The organism is Streptomyces sp. NBC_01433 (assembly GCF_026340105.1).
In the GTDB taxonomy this organism is placed as follows: domain Bacteria; phylum Actinomycetota; class Actinomycetes; order Streptomycetales; family Streptomycetaceae; genus Streptomyces.
Genome location: NZ_JAPEPM010000004.1, coordinates 379,268 through 396,107 on the forward strand (window position 1 = coordinate 379,268; position 16,840 = coordinate 396,107).

The following is a 16,840-nucleotide window of genomic DNA, read 5'->3' on the forward strand; positions in this document are numbered from 1 at the left end:
CGTGCCACCGCCCGCACCGACGATCCGATCAGGCATCCCGCCAGGCGGGAAGCCGCAGGGGCCGCAGGGAACCAAAGGGCGCGATCCTCGCAGCGAGCGCCGGGCGTCCGCGGGCCAGGAGCCAGCCGCGAACTGCGCCCGCCACCGGCACGGAGGCCACAGCTCAGGAGATCAGGAAGAGGGCGACTCCCGCCTCGACGACGTCTCACCGGCCTCGATCGACGCAACAGCGATGGCCATCTCCTCACGGATGTAGACGGACAGCGTGCGCATGGCGTCGGGATCGTCCGGCAGGCTGCCCTGGCACGCGTGAAGTTCGAAGCCGTCCCGCCGCAGCTCCATCCGGGCACCCTCGGCCCCGATCCGGCGCAGTAGCTCGGCGTCAGGAGCATCGGCGAGTACATACGAGGCCGGGATCCCTCCCACGTGGCTTGATATCGCCTCCAGTTCACCGGCGCCCAGCTCGACGGAGCACCCGCGACGCAGCTCGTCGAAGAACGCAGGCTCCGGCACCGACACCTCGTCGACATCGAACCCGGCAGCCCGAAGCGCTACCCGCAGGCGACCTACCCGGCCGACGACCTCGGTGTCAACCACGATGGGAGACACAGCAACTGGTGTGGCCGGCATCGGCTCGGGATCGGCGACGGGGCGCGATCGGCGACGGGGCGTGATCGGCGACGGGGCGTGATCGGCGACTGCGGAACTTGGCGAACATCCTTCGATCATGCCGATGGATTCCAGCCAAATCCATTCGACAGCGATGCGACCTGCTGCGATACGGGCCACGGAGCACATTCACAGCCACGGCCCGGACCGTGAGTGCCGGCCCTCCCCGCAGACCGAGTCCCGCCAGGTGCCGCGGGCGTGCCATACCTCTGCCGTGGATGCCCGGGCCCCATCCGCGCCCCGTCGCGCTTGCCGGGCTAACCCCGGCACCTTCTACCTTCCCCATCGTCACCGACCCGCTTCCTCGCGGCGAAGTCACGCCTTCGGCGGCCGGGCGCCCGCGCCACCGCCTGAAACTCACTCACCCCAGGGAATGACATGCCCTCAACAAGTATTGCGCTGGTCGACCCCCGTTTCCTCAAAGCCCGCGGAGCCGTCACACACATGCTCGCCTCACAGACCGGCACCACGGAGGACATCAGGGCCGACCTCGCCCTCAAAACCGTCCTCGACGCCTACGGCATCCCCTCCGAGTTCTGGCATACCGGTGGGGGCTGCACCGCCCGATACGTCTCCTTCACACCCGACGGCGAGTTCTCCGAACACCAGCTCCACATCGCCATTACGGATGACGCCTCGGTGGACCACCCCATCGCCGAGCACACCGGGTGGCTCGCCATCCGGCACGGCCCAGAATTCGACGGCCACGCCGACAACGAGCTGTACAACAGCGAGCTCTCCCTGGAGAACCCGACGCTCGCCGACATGGCGCACGACAGCGCCGGCTGCGCGCGTGCCATCCGCGACTGGTGCAACGGCGCCAGCACCCAGTGGACCCGCAACGAAGTGGCCCTCGAAGGCATGGCGGGCCGCTACCGCTGCCAGACCCGCTCTGAGCACTGGGACGCATACTGCGCACCGCGCTTCACACCTGCAGTGATGCGACAGATCTGCGCCGATACGCAGGCCGCCCACCGCGCGGGCGTCTGGAACGCACCGGCCCACTTCGAAGGCAGCACCGTGGTGATCGTGACGCCGTCCGGCCGCGCTGAGGTTCGCCCAGACGAGGACGGCCACTACCGAACCGGGGCGTTCCACTGGCCCTGGACCGAGTACACCGACCGCGATGTCGCACCAGTGACCGAACTCGTCCAGACCATCCGCTGGAAGTACGAGCACGAAGCCAACTCCTGGACCGTCATCACCGCCGATCACGGATGGCGAGCGAAGGTCATCCACGTTCTCGCGACCCCCTCGCCCAAGACGGCCCCACACGTAGCGGACGCCCTCTTCAACGCCCTGTACGAAACGGCCCTGACCTCCTACGAGGTCACCGCCAACAACCCGGGCGACGCCGCAGCCGCTGTCCGCGCGCACTTCGACGCGACCCGCGGCGATCGGGATCCCGACGCCACCGTCCAGGTCATCGACCTTCCCGGGGCCCATCTGCCCGGGCGCAGCTCCTAGCACCTCCGGCAACGCCCATCCACGGCCGGGTCGATCAGGCCCGGCCATCGGACGGCCCCGCTCGGCCACCAACCGCATTCACCACCGAGGAGACCTACGTGAACACGAACAACGCACTGCGCACCATCGAGATGATCCGCTGTGCCAGCAACGCCGCAACCGCCTGGCGCGCGGCCCAGCATGCCGTTCGAAAGGCACAAGACGAACACGACGCCGCTCAGGTGCAGCTCAACCACTGGAACGACCACATCTACGCGATGGGAGGCACAGACCGCGCTTCCCCGGGGCACTCAGCACTCCTCGCCGCCGACCATGTGTTCCAGGAGGCAGAGCAGAAAGTCCGCAAAGCGGAAGCCAGGCTCCGGCGCGCCTCCGCGAGGCTCCAGGCGCACCGGCCGGCGTTCAACCGGTACCCGACCCACCGCAACCGGACACACGTCACCACCCTGCTCCTCGACCGCCTGGCCGATCATCAAGTCGACCTGGCACGGGCAGCGGATTTGATCATCATCCAGACTTCGGCGGGCAAAGATTCGATTGTTGCCATGCACCGCACGGTGGCCGCGGCCAAGGCCGCGGGCTGCCTGCACAAGGTGCGAGCCATGCACTGCGATCTCGGATCCGCCGAGTGGCCGGGCGTTCGAGAACTGGCCCGCCGTCAAGCCGAGCGCTACGGAATTCCGTTCCTCGTCGTGACCCCAGGCGGCGGCTTCCTGGGCATGGTCGAGAACCGTCGGCAGTGGCCGGACGCCAAGCGGCGACTCTGCACCTCCACACTGAAACGCGACCCCACGGGCCCAGTCATCACCGCCTGGGTGGAGGAACTCGGTCTTAACCGCCAGGCCATCGTGGTCAACGTCATGGGCGTCCGCGGCGCCGAATCCACCCTTCGCGCCCGGAAGCCACGACTAGCCCTCGACACCCGCACGACGAGCGCCAACCGGCTCGTACTGACCTGGAACATTATCCACGAGCTGTCCGAGCAGGAGGTCTGGCAGGACATCGCTGCCAACGGCCTGGAGTACCACCCCATCTACGACACCGGGCTGCCCCGACTCTCCTGTGTCTACTGCGTCCTCGCCGGACCGGACTGGCTGATCCTGGCCACCCGGGTTTGTTTCGCCCTCGAACTGCCGCTCCCGGAAACTTATGCCGCCCTGGAACGACGGATCGGCCACAGCTTCAAGCAGGACTTCACCCTCAACGCCATCATCGCCGCCTCCCGCATGCTTGACGCACTCGACGGGCCCGTCACCTGGCGCCGGGGCGACGCCCTGCGCCAGCACCTCGGGCCGGCCGTCGCCGACCGGTACCTCGCAACCTTCACCTAGCACCTCCAACCCACCCCGTTCCTCACTTCCTACCCCACGAAACGAGCCCTCTGATGACCAGCTCCTTGACCGCAGCCCCGACCGCCCCGCAGAAGACCGACCTCCACCCCGGCCACAGCCCGATCCTCGAGCCGCCCGAGGGACCGGAAAGCGCCCTCGCCTGCACCTGCGGCGGTCTCCTCGAACTCAAGCCGGACACCAAGCCCAGCCAGTTGGGCCGCTACCACCTCCACCTGGAGGAAATCCGACGCGAAGCCCCCTTCGCCTAGAGACCGAGAACAGGTGGCCTCACCGCCCCCACGCCCCCTGTGGTGCACCCGACACCGGTGCACCACAGGGGGCACTTGCGTGCGAGGACCGCTGTTGCCGGGCCTCGCAGCCGCCCCCGTAGAACAGTCGCTTCAGTCGCTCTGTCCGGTAGCTCGGTCGGCGACCGGCATCGACGGCGCGGCGCGCCCGGCGACGAATCCCGGGACGCGGGACGCCTGCCTCGATCGGAAAGCCCCCCTGCGGAACTCGACGCCGACGCGGGCGCCAACCCGCACTGCGGCATAGCAAGCTCGCCTCGCCCATGACCCGACAACCAACGTCCCTACAAACGAGACCAGATGACGTGCCACCGGAACGTTTCGCTCGGCCCGGCACTGCCCGGCACCGCCCCGGGCAAGCGCGCGCAGCCGGCGTACGCCACTCCATCAAAAGGCAGGTCAGGTTCGGGTTGCGGCGCTAACGCCATGGCCCGTCACGGTGAGCTCACTCAGCCCAACTCAGGGAGTCGAGCCGCCGACCGGCGGCCGAGTAAGCATCCCACCACATCGACAGAGGAGCACAACGATGGCCGCTGCCCGAACGACCGAGCCCACCACGACGAAGCCCAACCCCACCCCGGGGCCACGAAGGAACCGCCGCCGCATCGCCTTGAGTGCTGCCATCGCCGCAACCCTCGCTCTCGTCCTGGTCGGGTGCGGTGACAAGTTCACGGAGCCCTTCAAGGACGCTCCGCGCTCCCACAAGGAGAACGGCGCGCCGATGGACCTCATCAGGATGGCCGACGGTTTCTCGAACCTGGGCTCGAAGTGTGATGGGCCCAACAGGGTCTACGTCGTCTACCACGGGGAGAACAAGTACGGATCGCTCGCCGTGGTGGCGAACGACCCGAGGTGCACCAAGTGACCCGACGCTCACGAAAGCGCCGCCGCGATAGATCCTGGATCGCTGACCTCATCGACGGCGTGGTCGAGGCCATCGTCAGCATCTGGAAGAGCTGACATCCGCGTCAGCCCCCGCCCCGGGCGCCAGGACCTCCAGGCAGCCGGGGCAGGGGGCCCGACCCCGCGCCTTCAGTAGCCCGATGGATCCTGCGGCAACCCGACGATTCGGCCCGCCTGCACCCGCAGGCGGGCCGTTCGCGTGCCCCCGCCACGCATGCTAGGCACGCTCATCAGGCGGTAGAACAACGCCCTCTGTCCTCCGCGTCCCGTTACGCGGACTGCGCAGGCGGAATGAGGTGCCACCCTGAGGGACGTACGCGCGCACGCAACCTCACCTGGGCTTTCCTGTTCGTACGGTCGGAGAAGGCGCGGCGCATCACGGCCTTGCACAGCAAGTTGCGGGGCTAACCCGCCCGTGTCCCACGGTTCCGGAGTCAGGTCACGATGGATGAAGGCCCACGCAACAAGTTCAAGTAAGCGCGAACCCGGTAGGACATCCCCGGCACGGCGCGGTCTTCACCAGCCCGTACCTGAGATCTATGTCCGCAGCCCCGGGCCCGGTCCCCACGGACCAGGCCCGGGGGCTCGTCGGACTTGGTAGTGCACAGCGAACCAGATCACCCCCATGGCTCCGGGCCGTTGCGCTTGCCCACCTAGGCGCCCGCACCTCCAAGATCGCTCGCACCCGCCGCGCACGCAGCGCGGCTTCCCGGACCGAGTGGAGACGCCATGCCGTACGCCCCCTGGGTGTTGCACACTTTCGCCGCGTACAACACGCCCTTCATGCACCCCGATTCATCGCCCGACGAGTATGACGAACTTTTCGACCTTGCGCCGCCGCTGACCTGGGACGACCTGGAGCAGCTCCTGATCGCCGCTCGGAGCGCGGAGGTCACCTGGGCCGATCCACTCCTCATCTGGCCCGATGCGGCAGAGGCCCGGTACGCACTGATCACCTACGACCTTCCCGACGGCTCACGCCGCGCCTCGCTATCCGAGGACGTGGAGTTCTTCCGCCCGCCCACGGTCCACGCCACCTGGGGAGACGTGATCATCTGGAGCTTGTCCGCCATCCGCGAGGCCGGTGAAGTCCTGGCCCGAACCGATCTCGCGCTTCAGCGCCTGGGGGCTGAGGCGGCCGCGTCCATCACTGACTGGGAGAACGAGCGCGCGCAACTCATGCACGACGAGGGCCTGGACGCCGACGAGCAGCCAGAGGACTGCTCGATCCTCGACGACGCCATCCGCCCCTACGAGAAGGACGCCATGGCCGTACTGCGGGCCCTCGCTCACCTGTCGGCCAGCCGCTGCCCGGTGTGCCAGTTGACCGACTGCGACACCATGGGCGAGCAGCCGGTCGCCCGTTGCCACTGTGGCCAGCACCACACCGCCCACGCTCCCTCGGGCGCGTGTACCCAGTTCCGCGCCACATTCCGCTGGACCGCCCCGGTATAGCCGATCGGTCAGCCACCGCGGCGCCGCCATGCGCAACCCGCCCGCCATTCGCGAAGCCGGAGGGCACGCCGCGGCCTCGGCCCACCCGCCACACGAGCTTGCTCAGTGCCCGGGTGGGCCGCCGCCATCCCCCAGCAACTGGGGCCGAGCAGTTGCGCCGCTTGGTAACAGGTGACCGATTATCCCGGCAGCCGACCGAGCCAGGCCCTGAACAGGACCGCTCCCGGCACCCCAGGCGCCACCCGCGCCCGGAGGCCGCCCCTGAAGGAGCTAAGAAGTCATGACGAAAACCACCGCTACTCGCCGTCCCGCCCCCGGGATGCCTCCGTACGTGGGCCGCATGCTGCGGCGCGCGGGTGCTGTCGCCAGCGCCACTTGGCAGGGTTGTCCGGAGGAAGGACTTCCGCCGGTACGGATGCTCCGGCAGCCGGGCTGGCTGGGCCAGGTACGCATCTCCGGTGAGGACACGGACCCCTGCGCGGTGCAGGCCGGAGCCGAGAAGGTCACCGACTGGCGATCGGCCTACACCGCGCACGGAGGCAAAGACCCCATCGAGAACGAGTACTTCGGGCTCCCCGATGACCTCTTCGACCCCGAGGACGACAATGCCCTCGATCGTGCAGTGGAAGCCATCGCCCACCTGCCCGTCGTACTGCTCAGCGGCCTGTACGCGGAAATGGAGAGCGGACTCGCGCGGACCGAGGTGATGTGGGGCAGTGACGACCGCTGGTCCTTGATCGAGGCGTACGTCCGCCTCGGCCTGGTCCCCCCGGCCAACGTCCTGTACCTCCCGCACATCCCGGACCCGAATCGCCCGGAGCGGCTGACCGCCTATCTCATCGCGGCCTACCTGCGTGCGGCCTGCCACCAGGCGACCGGACAACTGCGCAGCGACGGCCGGAGCGTGCGGCGGCTCCTGTCCCAGCCCCGTACTCCGGTCGCGTAGACCATTCCGCAGTGCACCGCCCGCTCGGCCCGCGCCCCTCGCGCGGGCCGGGCGCACCCCGCCGAGCACCGCGTCCTTGCGCCGCTTGCCAGCTTCACAGCCACCGTGCCCCCGCTGGGCCCGTGCCCCCTGACCGTCCTGAAGCGTCATCGGCCAGGCGACGAGGAGCGGCCCCGGCGATTCCCTGAGCACCGAGTTTCTTCTGGAGGCCTTCGTGTCCCACGCCGTCCCGTCCCTGCCCGCCCTCCGTCACCCCACGGCGCCTCCGAGGGCCGACATCCGCGCGGGGGAGTGAGCATGTCCAACCAGACTGAGCGCGACACCCTGGGAGAGTTGCTCTTCCGGGAGTTCCACGCCTACGCCACAGCCCTTACCGAGCACGGCGAGGACTGGCCGCGATCGTGGCCCTCGGCGAACTGGCCACCCCGCACCCCTCTGGCCGTCCTGCAAGGCAGGTTCGCCGTCGCTCGCGAGGCTGCGGCAGTAATCGGCGTCAAACCGAGCGACAGCGAGATCACCGACGAACACCAGGTGCGCCTGGCGTACCAGGCGATGTTCCCCGACGGAGCGCCGGCTCTCATCGGCTGATCCGGCCGGCGCCCCCTCACCCAGCGGCCCCGGCCTGCCCCTCCCAGAGGCGGACCGGGGCTGACGCACTCCCCGCGACTCCCTGCGGACGACCAGGCAACCGGTGGTTGTGCCGCTTGCCCGCTGCCTCCGCATAGTCCATCCGACCAACGGCCCCACCCGGTGCCTCACCGGCCAAGGCGCCCCCGGACCCCTCCGTAGCCCTGCGGGAACTGCTCCAGCGACACGGCGCCCGCAAGTACCACCTGGAGGGGGAGGTCATGTCCCCCTCCGGCCGTCCTCTGAACACGGAGCTGTGGACCGTCCACGGGCCGCAGGACTGAGCCCCCCATTCGTGCCGGGCCCGCTCGGCCCCAGCACGAATGCGCCGCTTACCCATTCGCTCAACACCATTCCCCTCGTCGTACACGGCCGAGCCCGACCCACTAAACCCCCTGCAAGGAGCCGACATGCACTTCCGCGCCAGGCCCAGCCGCACCACCCAGAACGTCCAGCCCGCCGCGATCGCCTTCGCCGAATTCACCGCCGATCACCCCCACCTGCATCTCGATACGGTGCAGATGAAAGTCGGCACGGTGACCATCCACCTGCACGGCACGCACGCCCTCGAACACCTCGCCCGCTGGGAGGAGGTCCTGGGCAACTGCGCCCGCAGCAGCGACAGCTTCCCCAGCTCGTACGACGCGCGCCTCCACTACACCGAGTGCCTCACCGCCGTAGTCGCGGGGATCACCTTCGAGGCCGTCGCCTTCCACGACGGCCCCGGAGCATACGACCCGCACGCCATGATCTGGCCCGCCTTCACTCAGACCTCAATCGTCAGCCTGGCGGAGAGGGACCGGGTCTCCGTCCCCTCTCCCCGGACCATTCCCACCCACCGTTGTGCCCTGGCCCTCGGCATCACGGCGGCCTTGGCGGTCACCGTCGTCACCGCGGCCGCTATCAACCAGCGAGTGAACCCGCTCCGCCCGGTCCTCGCCTCGCTGACCCGCTGACCCGATGACGCCGCTCTGGCTAAGGTGGCTCGACCGCGACCAGGGGCGCACCACGTGCCCCCACGGAGGGAGGCAAGCCTTCATGCACGACCATGCTCGTGAAGCAGCGACTGGACTTGAGGCAGAACTCACCGACGTCCTCGAAGCCGCTGGGATTCCGCTCGCCTACGTCCTGGACGACCCAGACGGCAACAGCGCCATCGTCGTCACCTCCGGGGTCTCTCTCCTGACCGACCCAGACGGAGCGGTCATCGCTGTAGCCCTCGCCCACGACGGCTACAGCACGGCGTCCGGCATTGAGGAAGAGGCGGCGATCTGCCACCGAACGCGCCAGGCGCTGCGCCCCCTCGGCTACCCCATGACCCGCGACACAAGGAGCGACAACACCCTGCGTGTCACCGCGCGGCCCACGCTTGACTGAACACGACGACCTGATCCATCCTCCCCGCGCCCGTCAGCCCGTCAGCCCGTCCCTCCTACCGGGGGCGGGCTTTCGGCATAGCCGACCCCACCACCACAGCCCCCGGAAAGACGCGGAAGTTGCGCGGATAGCAGTGAGCGACTCCACGGTGCTCCGCACGAAGCCAGACCGCCAGCTCCGCACAAGCAACCGACTCCCTGGAGCTGAACCATCATGGGCGCGCCCACCGACCGCCCGCGCGTGATCATCGTGTCGTGCGGGGGACGTAAGAACACTTCCAAACAGCCGGTCCCTGCAGGCCAGAGGTACACCGGGAGCTACCACCAAGCGCTACGCCGCGCGGCAGACGCCATCACAGAAGGCGGCCGCACCGGTCACGTACTCATCCTGTCGGCTCTTCACGGATTGCTCACGCTGTACGACCTCATCGCCCCTTACAACCTGCGCATGGGCGACACGGGCTCGGTAACAAGCGAGCAGCTGCGCCAGCAGGCTGTAGACCGGGGCATCCTCGACGCCGACGTCACCGTCCTCGGCCCCCGCGCATACATCGAGGTCAGCCGCACCGTGTGGCCGCAGTTGACCAACCCACTCGCGGGCGCGCGAGGCATCGGCGAGCAGCTCGCCAAGCTCGCCGACATCTACGATCCCGGCCGCCACCTCCACGCACCGCAACCCCCTGCCCGCCTGACCGCGAGCACAAGCGCCGGAAGCCGAAGCATCATCGAGGAGATCGAGGCCCGAGCGGACGCACGCAAGGAAGTGGAAGAGCAGAAGGCCGCCCGCCGCCGTATGCGGTACGCCACCCATTCACAGCTCGTCATCCCGCACCCGGCCCGAGCACACGGAAGCCTCACCTTCCCCGGCGAGACCGCCAAGAGTGACGCGCGCGCCCGTGCCACCCGCCGCTTCGCCGCCCTCTACCGCGTCCAGGTCCTTGGGCGACCCGACGACACCCGGACCCTGGACGTACACGGCACGCCCCGGGACGTCGCACGCTTCCTGTCCGCGCTGCCACGGGTTCTGGAAAGGACCGAGATCCGGGCCTCCGAAGCCGCTCGCCTGTACGGACGCTGGGAGCGCCACTCCACCGCCATCCCCCATCTGGCCGGCATGGCTCCCCACCAACGCCGAGCGCACGCCCGCGACTTCCGCGCCGCAGCGTTCCAGGTGGTGGTCAACATCCTCCTCGACCTTCCGGACACCGTTCCCGAAGCCACAGGCGGCATCCCACCCTGGGACCAGATCTACCCCCTGGCCGCAGGAATCGCGCACCACTACTGGTTCGATCCCACTGACCACGCCGACCCCGACGAGACCGCGCGCATCCTAGCGACCGCCGACCGCCGTCACGTCACCGTCGCGGCCACGCCGGAGCAGCGCTCCCCAGACGCGTCCGTAGGGGAGTTGCCCTGAGTTGCCCTCCTAGCCGATTGCCACGGCACGGTGCGCCTCCCGGGCCACCATCCCGTCCCGGGCCACTCACCACGAGTCCCTGGAGGGACCCCCATGGCATTGAACGCACCCCTCGCCAGCAGCGCGAAGATGGCCGCCCACGACCGAGAACTCCTCACCGACTTCCTCGACCGCTGCACCACTGCCATGTCTGACCAGGGCGGCAGGAACGACGCTGTCCTCGCCATCCTGCGCGAACAACTGGAGGCCACCCTGACCGACGGGACGGCACCCGCGCCCTTGGCCTTGTCCTGGACGGGGCAGGTCACGGCCCCAGGAACGCAACCCGGCCCGACCGTCGTGCACCTCATCGACTCCACAGAAAGTGCCTATTCCCTCCGCCTCGACGACGAACTGCGTGAGGCACTCGGCCTGCTGCTGACCGACCCGTCAGACCCCGACGAGGTCGCCGCCGAGAACGGCGACTACGACGAACAGGACGGCCCTCTACTCGAAGATGTGACAGCCGACGCCCTCTTCAGCTACCTCGTCTCCGAATCCGACGAATGGCAGTCCGGCACTGCCCACCAGGTGCACGCCCGATCCGAACCGGAAGGCCTGGACTACCTCCTTGCGCAGGGGCCGCTGCGTCCCGACGAGAACAAGACACTGATCACCGCTATCCGACTCCTGCACCCCGAACGCTTCGGCCCCGCCGCTTGAGCCGCCCGCTGATCAGGGTTGCGGAACTAACTATGCCGCGCCGCACAGTCTCATCAGAGGGGCCCCCAACGCCCCCTTGCTCCAACCACGTTGACACAATCCACGACGGGAACTCTCCATGAACAAGGCTCATCTGATCGAGGCCATCTCCGACAAGGTGGGCGGCCGCCAGCAGGCCGCGGACGCGGTCGATGCGGTACTCGACGCGATCGTCCGCGCGGTGGTCGCGGGCGACCGGGTCTCGGTCACCGGCTTCGGCTCGTTCGAGAAGGTCGACCGTCCGGCCCGCTACGCCCGGAACCCCCAGACGGGCGAGCGCGTACGTGTCAAGAAAACCTCGGTGCCCCGCTTCCGCGCGGGCCAGGGCTTCAAGGACCTCGTCTCCGGCTCGAAGAAGCTCAGGAAGAACACGCTCGCTGCGAAGAAGGCCCCCAAGGGCAGCCTGACCCCCGCCGCCTAGCTGTCGCCCACCGCCCCGGCGCCACCGGTCTCCTGACCGGGGGCGCCGGGGCCTTTGCCGTCAACCACGGCTGTCAGGCGATCCCCGGACAGCGGTGCTGCCAGGAACAGACGGCAGCGTGGGGTTGACGTCCACTACCGCGTTCGGCCGGCGGGGGCACTCACCGAGCTGTTCACCCACCACGACACGGCCCGCAACGAACTCCTCGCCGTCCGTCCGACGCTGGCGCGCACCGCCATCTGGTCCGCCCTGGGCGAACTCCAGGACCTCACCCGGTTCATGGACACCCACCCTGATCGCGCACTGCTCCTGCCCCGTGAGCCCGACGACGACCTGGCCGAGTTGCTGCACCACGCGGACACGGTCGGGATCTGGCCCGTTGACCGCTACCGCTTCGCCCGCACCCAGGCACCGAGCCGCGCCGAGGAGCACTAGCACGGGCCGCTCCCCTGCGACGTGGCCACTCCACAGGCCACCAGGGCCCGCCCCGAGCCGTCGACCCGGCCGGACGCGGGCCCTACCCCATGCCCGGACCACCGGCAAGCCGCAACCCTCACCGCCCTGGGACGGCGGGGTTGCGCGGCTTGCCGTCGGGAGAGCGAATGTGGGCGCACTGGACCGGCTCACTGCGCCGCGGGCACGTCCCTTCCATCTCAGCGGGGACCGGTACAGATCGTTGCGCAGCCCACCCCCCACCGCCTTCTCCCCGCCGACACCGGGCCCTTGATCCGGAGTCCGGCCTTCGCGACGGGCTCGGGCGCTGGCATGGCACCGAGACAGCACCGTAGCCCGCGGCCGGTCTGTCTCACCGACTGCCTCCTACACCGCACACCACCCCATCCGACATCCCTGGACTCGTGGAGTGCCCCATCATGGCCACCGACTGGCTGCTCTCGCAGAACGAACGAATGAAGAAGCAGGGCATCTTCAACTGGACACTGCCCGCCGGAACCGTACGCCTTGAGGACGAAGGCCCAGACGGAACCACCACCGTGCGACCGGTCAACGTCTGCCCCTCCGCCTCGGTCTGCTTGAAACATTGCTACGCATTGGGCTCAGACTCCGGATACATCCGCTTCCCGGCCGCTCGCGCCCGCCACCTGCGCAACCTGCGCATGGTGCTGGACACCCCGCTCCTGTGGCAGGAGCGCATGGCCACCGAACTCCGGCACCCTCGCTACCAACCCGACGCCGAAAAGGGCAAGTTGGGTCACATCAGGATTCATGACGCCGGAGATTTCTTCGACGAGTCCTACACCCTCATGTGGCTCCAGATCATCCGTGGCGCACCGAAGGGCTTGACCTTCTACGCGTACACCAAGGAGGTCTCCCTATTTCGCCGTCTGGTTGAGCCGAACCCGCCCGCCAACTTCAAGTACGTCTTCTCGCGGGGCGGGAAGGAGGACATTCTGATCGATCCGACGCGGGACCGGGACGCGGATGTGTTCCCCACGCAGGACGATCTAGAGGCAGCGGGATACTCGTCCCAGGCTGCGTCCGACCTCCTGGCCGTACATGGGCCGCCCCGCGTCGGCATGACTGTTAACCGTCCCCGCAAGGACCTGACCGCGTCATTCGGGGAGCTTCAGCGGCAACGAGATGCCGAGGCCGCCGCCCGCCGCGAGCGCCAGCAGTCGAAGGCCCGCGCCTCCCGCTGAGCTGCTGCCCCCCCCAGGCCCGCCCTGCGCCGTCACCACGGCCGGGGCGGGCCGCCTTCGTTTCCCTCCAGCCGACATCGGGTGTCGAGCCGGTTGCCGGGCTAGCCCCAGCCTCGACCAGCGTCGGCCAGACCGGCGCGGCACGAGACCGCGCCCGACCGCTGGAGAACTTCATGCAGTTCCTGATCACTGATGACTCGCGCCGTATCCTGACCGCCATCGACGTACCGGACATCCCGGACGGAGACGCCTCAACCATCGGCATCGAACGGGCCGACCGGCCTGACCTTCTGTATGTGGGCGCCGACCTGTACGCCGACGGCACGATCACCGTCGGGCACTGGCCCGACGGCGAGGACTGGGACCGCCTGGTGCACACCGCCGGCGTACCCGACCAGTGCGGCCACACCACCCCGGCCCTCCCGGCAGAGCTGACCTACACCCGTGCCCAGGTCAGTCAGGCTCTTGCCGATGCCCGCGCCCGCCTCGAAGTGTCCACCGCTGAAGCCGCCGCACTGGACCTGCTCACTGAGGCCGCACTCGCCGCACTCGGCTCCCTTCCCTCAAAGGCCGCCGTCTGATCGAGCCGCCACCCCGCCGGGCCCGCCCCGCCGACACCGGCCCGGCGGGCCCGCTCGCGTCAGCACCCCAACCTCATCCGTGCCACGGCGTGCGCGTTCGGCAGGAGGCTCGTCCCTCGCACGAACGCCAGCCAGCGAAGTCCGTGCCAACTGCTGCCCGGAGATCCACTCAGCTTCCGGATCGGTCACCCTGCACGGCTCGCACCGGCCCGACATGACCATCACTGCCACGGCCTCCTCCGGAACCGTCCGCCGCTCTGACCTCATCGCGCCGCCACCGACCACGGCCCCTTCCCAGGCCCGCGCCAGCCGTACCTCGGCCGGGGCGGGCCCTGTCCGTTTCCACCTGAGCCAAGCAGTCACCGGGTCGCCTTGCCCGGCTAGGCCCCGCGCCCCGCACGGTGCGTCCAGGCACCCCGAGTGCCCCGCCCGGTAGGTCGGCGCACCACGCGCCACCCTCTCCGTCCGGGCGGCCCTCTTCACGGGCCCCTTGAGACCGCATCGAGCGTCGACGGGCCCCGACTCTCTCCTGGAAGGACAACCATGGCTCAGCAGGAGCCCGTCATCGAGCAGGTTCCGTTCGGAAGCCGCTTCGACTACCCCGCAGACCGTCCGCTGACTCCGTACGAGCGGGAGCGTCGTGAACTGCTCGCCCGGTACGGCCGCTTCGCACGGGAGCGTGAGCGCGTGATCACCAGCTACCTCATCCGGCCCGCACGCGCGGCGGACCAGTTGGTGGTCGAGCTTTACGACACCACCAATTCCGAACTCGTCGTCACGTGCGCCACGTTGCAGCGAGCCGGGGGAGCGGGAGTGTGGTACGCGATCGGCACCCTTGCCGACCTGGCGCGATTCCTTCCCTCTCCCACGCGGTACATCCTGGTCCTGCCCGCCGAACCGTCCAGCGACCTTGATGGTCTGTGCGCGATCCGGTCGATCATGCCTGTGTGGCCTGTCGACGGCACCGATACCTTCACCAGTCACCAGGACCAGGCCCGCAGAAGCGAGCCGCCCTACTACCCCAATGGTGAGCCGTCGCTCTGATCGGCAGCTCCACCGCTTCCGGGCCCGTTCCCTGCCGCGTCGGTTGGGAGCGGGCTCGTTGCATGCAGCCCACCCGCCAGCCCTTGCCCGGCTTACGTCCGGACCGGTCAACGTCGTCCTGCCAGGTCGCACCCCGCACAGCACCCCCTCCGCGCGTCGGGAGAGGCCCGGCACCCACCCCGACCTCCTCCCTCACCGAAGTAGGAATCATGACCGACACCACCGAGCGCACTCCGCTGTTCGACGGGACCTGCGTCCGGGTTCAGATGGGCCGCAACCGCTACGAAACCCGCGTCGCAGCTTCTGACCGCGATGGCGTAGACGGCCCCGACCTGGCGGCAGCCCAGTTTTACCCGTCCCGTAGCGATGGACAGGGGACCACCGGCTGGATCGTTTCCGGCACGAGCAGCGACCACTACAGCGAGCCCATCACCAGCAGGGACGAGGCCCTGAAACTCCTGTACGCAGTCACCCGCGCCGAACGCGCCTTGCTCCGCCGCTACCCACAGGTTTTCCCACAGGTTCCGCCCGTGGCCCACGAACAGATCCGCAGCGACTTCCCGGAGCTCCACCGCCTCAACCAGAGCGGCTGAACAAGGCCGCCCAGCCGGCTTCGTCCAGGCCCGTCCCGCCGCCGAACCCGCGGCTGGGCGGGCCCGTCGCCGTTTCCTGACGTTGCTCCGCTAGCCCAGTGCCACGTCACGGTCCGAACAACGCCGCGCCGCGGGCACCCACCGGCCTTGGCACGGCGCAGCCCACACACCCCCAGGACTGGAGCAACTGACCGTGACCCCCGAAGCCGCCGACTGGATTCTCTCGAACGTCTTGCCCGCCCTGTACCGCAACGCGGAAGGGGCCGAGGAATTGCGGACCTGCGTTTGCCAGGCCCCGCCGTCCAACTGGCTCGGCGGAATCCAGGAGCCCGAAGCCCGCCTGTGGGACCGCGACGGCCGAAAGATCGCAGACGCCGGTGCCTTGATCGTGCTCTGGCGCACGGAAGGCACCTGCACCCGACGCGGCACCACGCCATGGACGAGGCCCCGAGCCTGACCAATCAGAAAGCCCCTACTGCCAGACCCAGTACAAGCTCTCGTCCCGATCCCCGAACGAACACACCGCCCGCGCCGGACTCCGGCGCGGGCGGCGCGCATGCCCCGCTCACCCCCTGAACCGACCCGAGGTTGCGCGCGTTGCCCCGCAGCCGACCACGGTCGGCCCGGCCCGAACGACCGGGCCGCCATCGACCGCAGGAAGGACCAGCACCGTGACCGACACCAAGGGCAGTCGCCACACCCAGCCCCGGAGCACAGGCCAGCTACACGAGGCGGCAGACGACGGACCGGAACTCGACAGCGCCGACCGCAGAGCGGAGCGGAAGCTCGCCGAGCGCGCCGGACTCGTCCCCGCCCGCCCAGGACCCGCCGCGTCGATCGCAGCGGAAGGCACTAACCGGAGGAGCCAGGGCCCAACCAGCGCCCAAGTATGGGAGATCGCCGACCTCCTGGTCGGGGGCGGCCTCACCCTTCCCCTGGACGTCCTGGCCCCCATCGCCGACGCTCGCGCCGCCATGCAGGACGACAAGGGAGGCAAGTCCGCCGCCTCCCAGTACCGCCACTGCGCCCACCACCTCCGTCAGGCAGCCGAGACCCTCGATCGCGCCGAGGACACCACAGCCGAGGAACGCACAGCAACTGCCGAGCTGGCCAGCGCCTACATCGAAGGCGCTGCCACCCACGCCCGTGAAGCCGACCTGAGCGCCACCTGACCCAACGACCGCCATCGCCGCCCCGCCCCCGCACCCCCGGAGGCGGGGCGGTGCCATTCCCAGTCGCCTGCCGATCCCCCCGCCACGACGCATGTTGCGGGGCTTACCACACTGCCGGTCACGGTCCCGGC

Annotated in this window: 19 protein-coding genes and 1 pseudogene; 19 read left to right on the forward strand and 1 reads right to left on the reverse strand. The window is 69.2% G+C overall.

The genetic code is table 11. From position 1 onward, the window contains the following. Window positions 1–171 precede the first annotated feature (171 nt). Entirely contained in the window at window positions 172–789 is a 618-nt protein-coding gene (locus OG413_RS41255; protein WP_266814848.1) for a hypothetical protein, read from the reverse strand. Window positions 790–1,047: 258 nt separating this feature from the next. Between OG413_RS41255 and OG413_RS41260 the strand changes: the two genes are divergently transcribed. The 19 genes and pseudogenes from OG413_RS41260 (at window position 1,048) to OG413_RS41350 (ending at window position 16,709) form a co-directional block, all read left to right on the forward strand. Continuing rightward, window positions 1,048–2,136, forward strand: a complete 1,089-nt coding sequence (locus OG413_RS41260; protein WP_266814850.1) for a hypothetical protein — start codon at window positions 1,048–1,050, stop codon at window positions 2,134–2,136. Between the two features lie 98 nt (window positions 2,137–2,234). Further along, window positions 2,235–3,467, forward strand: a complete 1,233-nt coding sequence (locus OG413_RS41265; protein ID WP_266814852.1) for a phosphoadenosine phosphosulfate reductase family protein — start codon at window positions 2,235–2,237, stop codon at window positions 3,465–3,467. 53 nt (window positions 3,468–3,520) lie between these two features. Then, window positions 3,521–3,736 (forward strand): hypothetical protein, encoded by a 216-nt coding sequence (locus OG413_RS41270; RefSeq protein ID WP_266814854.1) that lies wholly within the window; start codon window positions 3,521–3,523, stop codon window positions 3,734–3,736. Window positions 3,737–4,301: 565 nt separating this feature from the next. Continuing rightward, window positions 4,302–4,640, forward strand: coding sequence for a hypothetical protein (locus OG413_RS41275; RefSeq protein ID WP_266814855.1), 339 nt, complete (start codon window positions 4,302–4,304; stop codon window positions 4,638–4,640). A gap of 767 nt (window positions 4,641–5,407) precedes the next feature. After that, entirely contained in the window at window positions 5,408–6,133 is a 726-nt protein-coding gene (locus OG413_RS41280; RefSeq protein WP_266814857.1) for a hypothetical protein, read from the forward strand. Between the two features lie 280 nt (window positions 6,134–6,413). Continuing rightward, a complete protein-coding gene (locus OG413_RS41285; RefSeq protein ID WP_266814859.1) occupies window positions 6,414–7,079 on the forward strand; it encodes a hypothetical protein in 666 nt (221 codons plus the stop codon). Window positions 7,080–7,376: 297 nt separating this feature from the next. Further along, window positions 7,377–7,667: a hypothetical protein gene (locus tag OG413_RS41290; RefSeq protein ID WP_266814861.1), complete on the forward strand. Its 291-nt coding sequence runs from the start codon at window positions 7,377–7,379 to the stop codon at window positions 7,665–7,667. 449 nt (window positions 7,668–8,116) lie between these two features. Further along, a complete protein-coding gene (locus tag OG413_RS41295; protein ID WP_266814863.1) occupies window positions 8,117–8,662 on the forward strand; it encodes a hypothetical protein in 546 nt (181 codons plus the stop codon). Between the two features lie 82 nt (window positions 8,663–8,744). Then, on the forward strand, window positions 8,745–9,083 hold the full coding sequence (locus OG413_RS41300) for a hypothetical protein (protein ID WP_266814865.1): 339 nt from the start codon (window positions 8,745–8,747) through the stop codon (window positions 9,081–9,083). 213 nt (window positions 9,084–9,296) lie between these two features. Next, window positions 9,297–10,499, forward strand: a complete 1,203-nt coding sequence (locus OG413_RS41305; RefSeq protein WP_323138028.1) for a DUF6884 domain-containing protein — start codon at window positions 9,297–9,299, stop codon at window positions 10,497–10,499. A 93-nt stretch (window positions 10,500–10,592) separates the two neighbouring features. Beyond that, window positions 10,593–11,201 carry a hypothetical protein gene (locus OG413_RS41310; RefSeq protein WP_266814869.1) on the forward strand — a complete coding sequence of 203 codons (609 nt, stop codon included), beginning with the start codon at window positions 10,593–10,595 and terminating at the stop codon, window positions 11,199–11,201. 118 nt (window positions 11,202–11,319) lie between these two features. Next, window positions 11,320–11,646: pseudogene (locus tag OG413_RS41315) on the forward strand (HU family DNA-binding protein); the annotation flags it as partial. A 69-nt stretch (window positions 11,647–11,715) separates the two neighbouring features. Continuing rightward, entirely contained in the window at window positions 11,716–12,096 is a 381-nt protein-coding gene (locus tag OG413_RS41320; RefSeq protein WP_266814871.1) for a hypothetical protein, read from the forward strand. A gap of 437 nt (window positions 12,097–12,533) precedes the next feature. Beyond that, complete coding sequence (locus tag OG413_RS41325) at window positions 12,534–13,319, forward strand: hypothetical protein (protein WP_266814873.1); 786 nt, start codon at window positions 12,534–12,536, stop codon at window positions 13,317–13,319. A 173-nt stretch (window positions 13,320–13,492) separates the two neighbouring features. Continuing rightward, complete coding sequence (locus OG413_RS41330; protein WP_266814875.1) at window positions 13,493–13,900, forward strand: hypothetical protein; 408 nt, start codon at window positions 13,493–13,495, stop codon at window positions 13,898–13,900. 543 nt (window positions 13,901–14,443) lie between these two features. Continuing rightward, the gene (locus OG413_RS41335) at window positions 14,444–14,944 is read left to right on the forward strand and encodes a hypothetical protein (protein ID WP_266814877.1); all 501 of its coding nucleotides are present in this window, start codon (window positions 14,444–14,446) and stop codon (window positions 14,942–14,944) included. A gap of 209 nt (window positions 14,945–15,153) precedes the next feature. After that, a complete protein-coding gene (locus tag OG413_RS41340) occupies window positions 15,154–15,537 on the forward strand; it encodes a hypothetical protein (protein ID WP_266814879.1) in 384 nt (127 codons plus the stop codon). A 193-nt stretch (window positions 15,538–15,730) separates the two neighbouring features. Next, window positions 15,731–15,994 carry a hypothetical protein gene (locus tag OG413_RS41345; RefSeq protein ID WP_266814880.1) on the forward strand — a complete coding sequence of 88 codons (264 nt, stop codon included), beginning with the start codon at window positions 15,731–15,733 and terminating at the stop codon, window positions 15,992–15,994. Between the two features lie 214 nt (window positions 15,995–16,208). After that, window positions 16,209–16,709: a hypothetical protein gene (locus OG413_RS41350; protein ID WP_266814882.1), complete on the forward strand. Its 501-nt coding sequence runs from the start codon at window positions 16,209–16,211 to the stop codon at window positions 16,707–16,709. Window positions 16,710–16,840 lie beyond the last annotated feature (131 nt).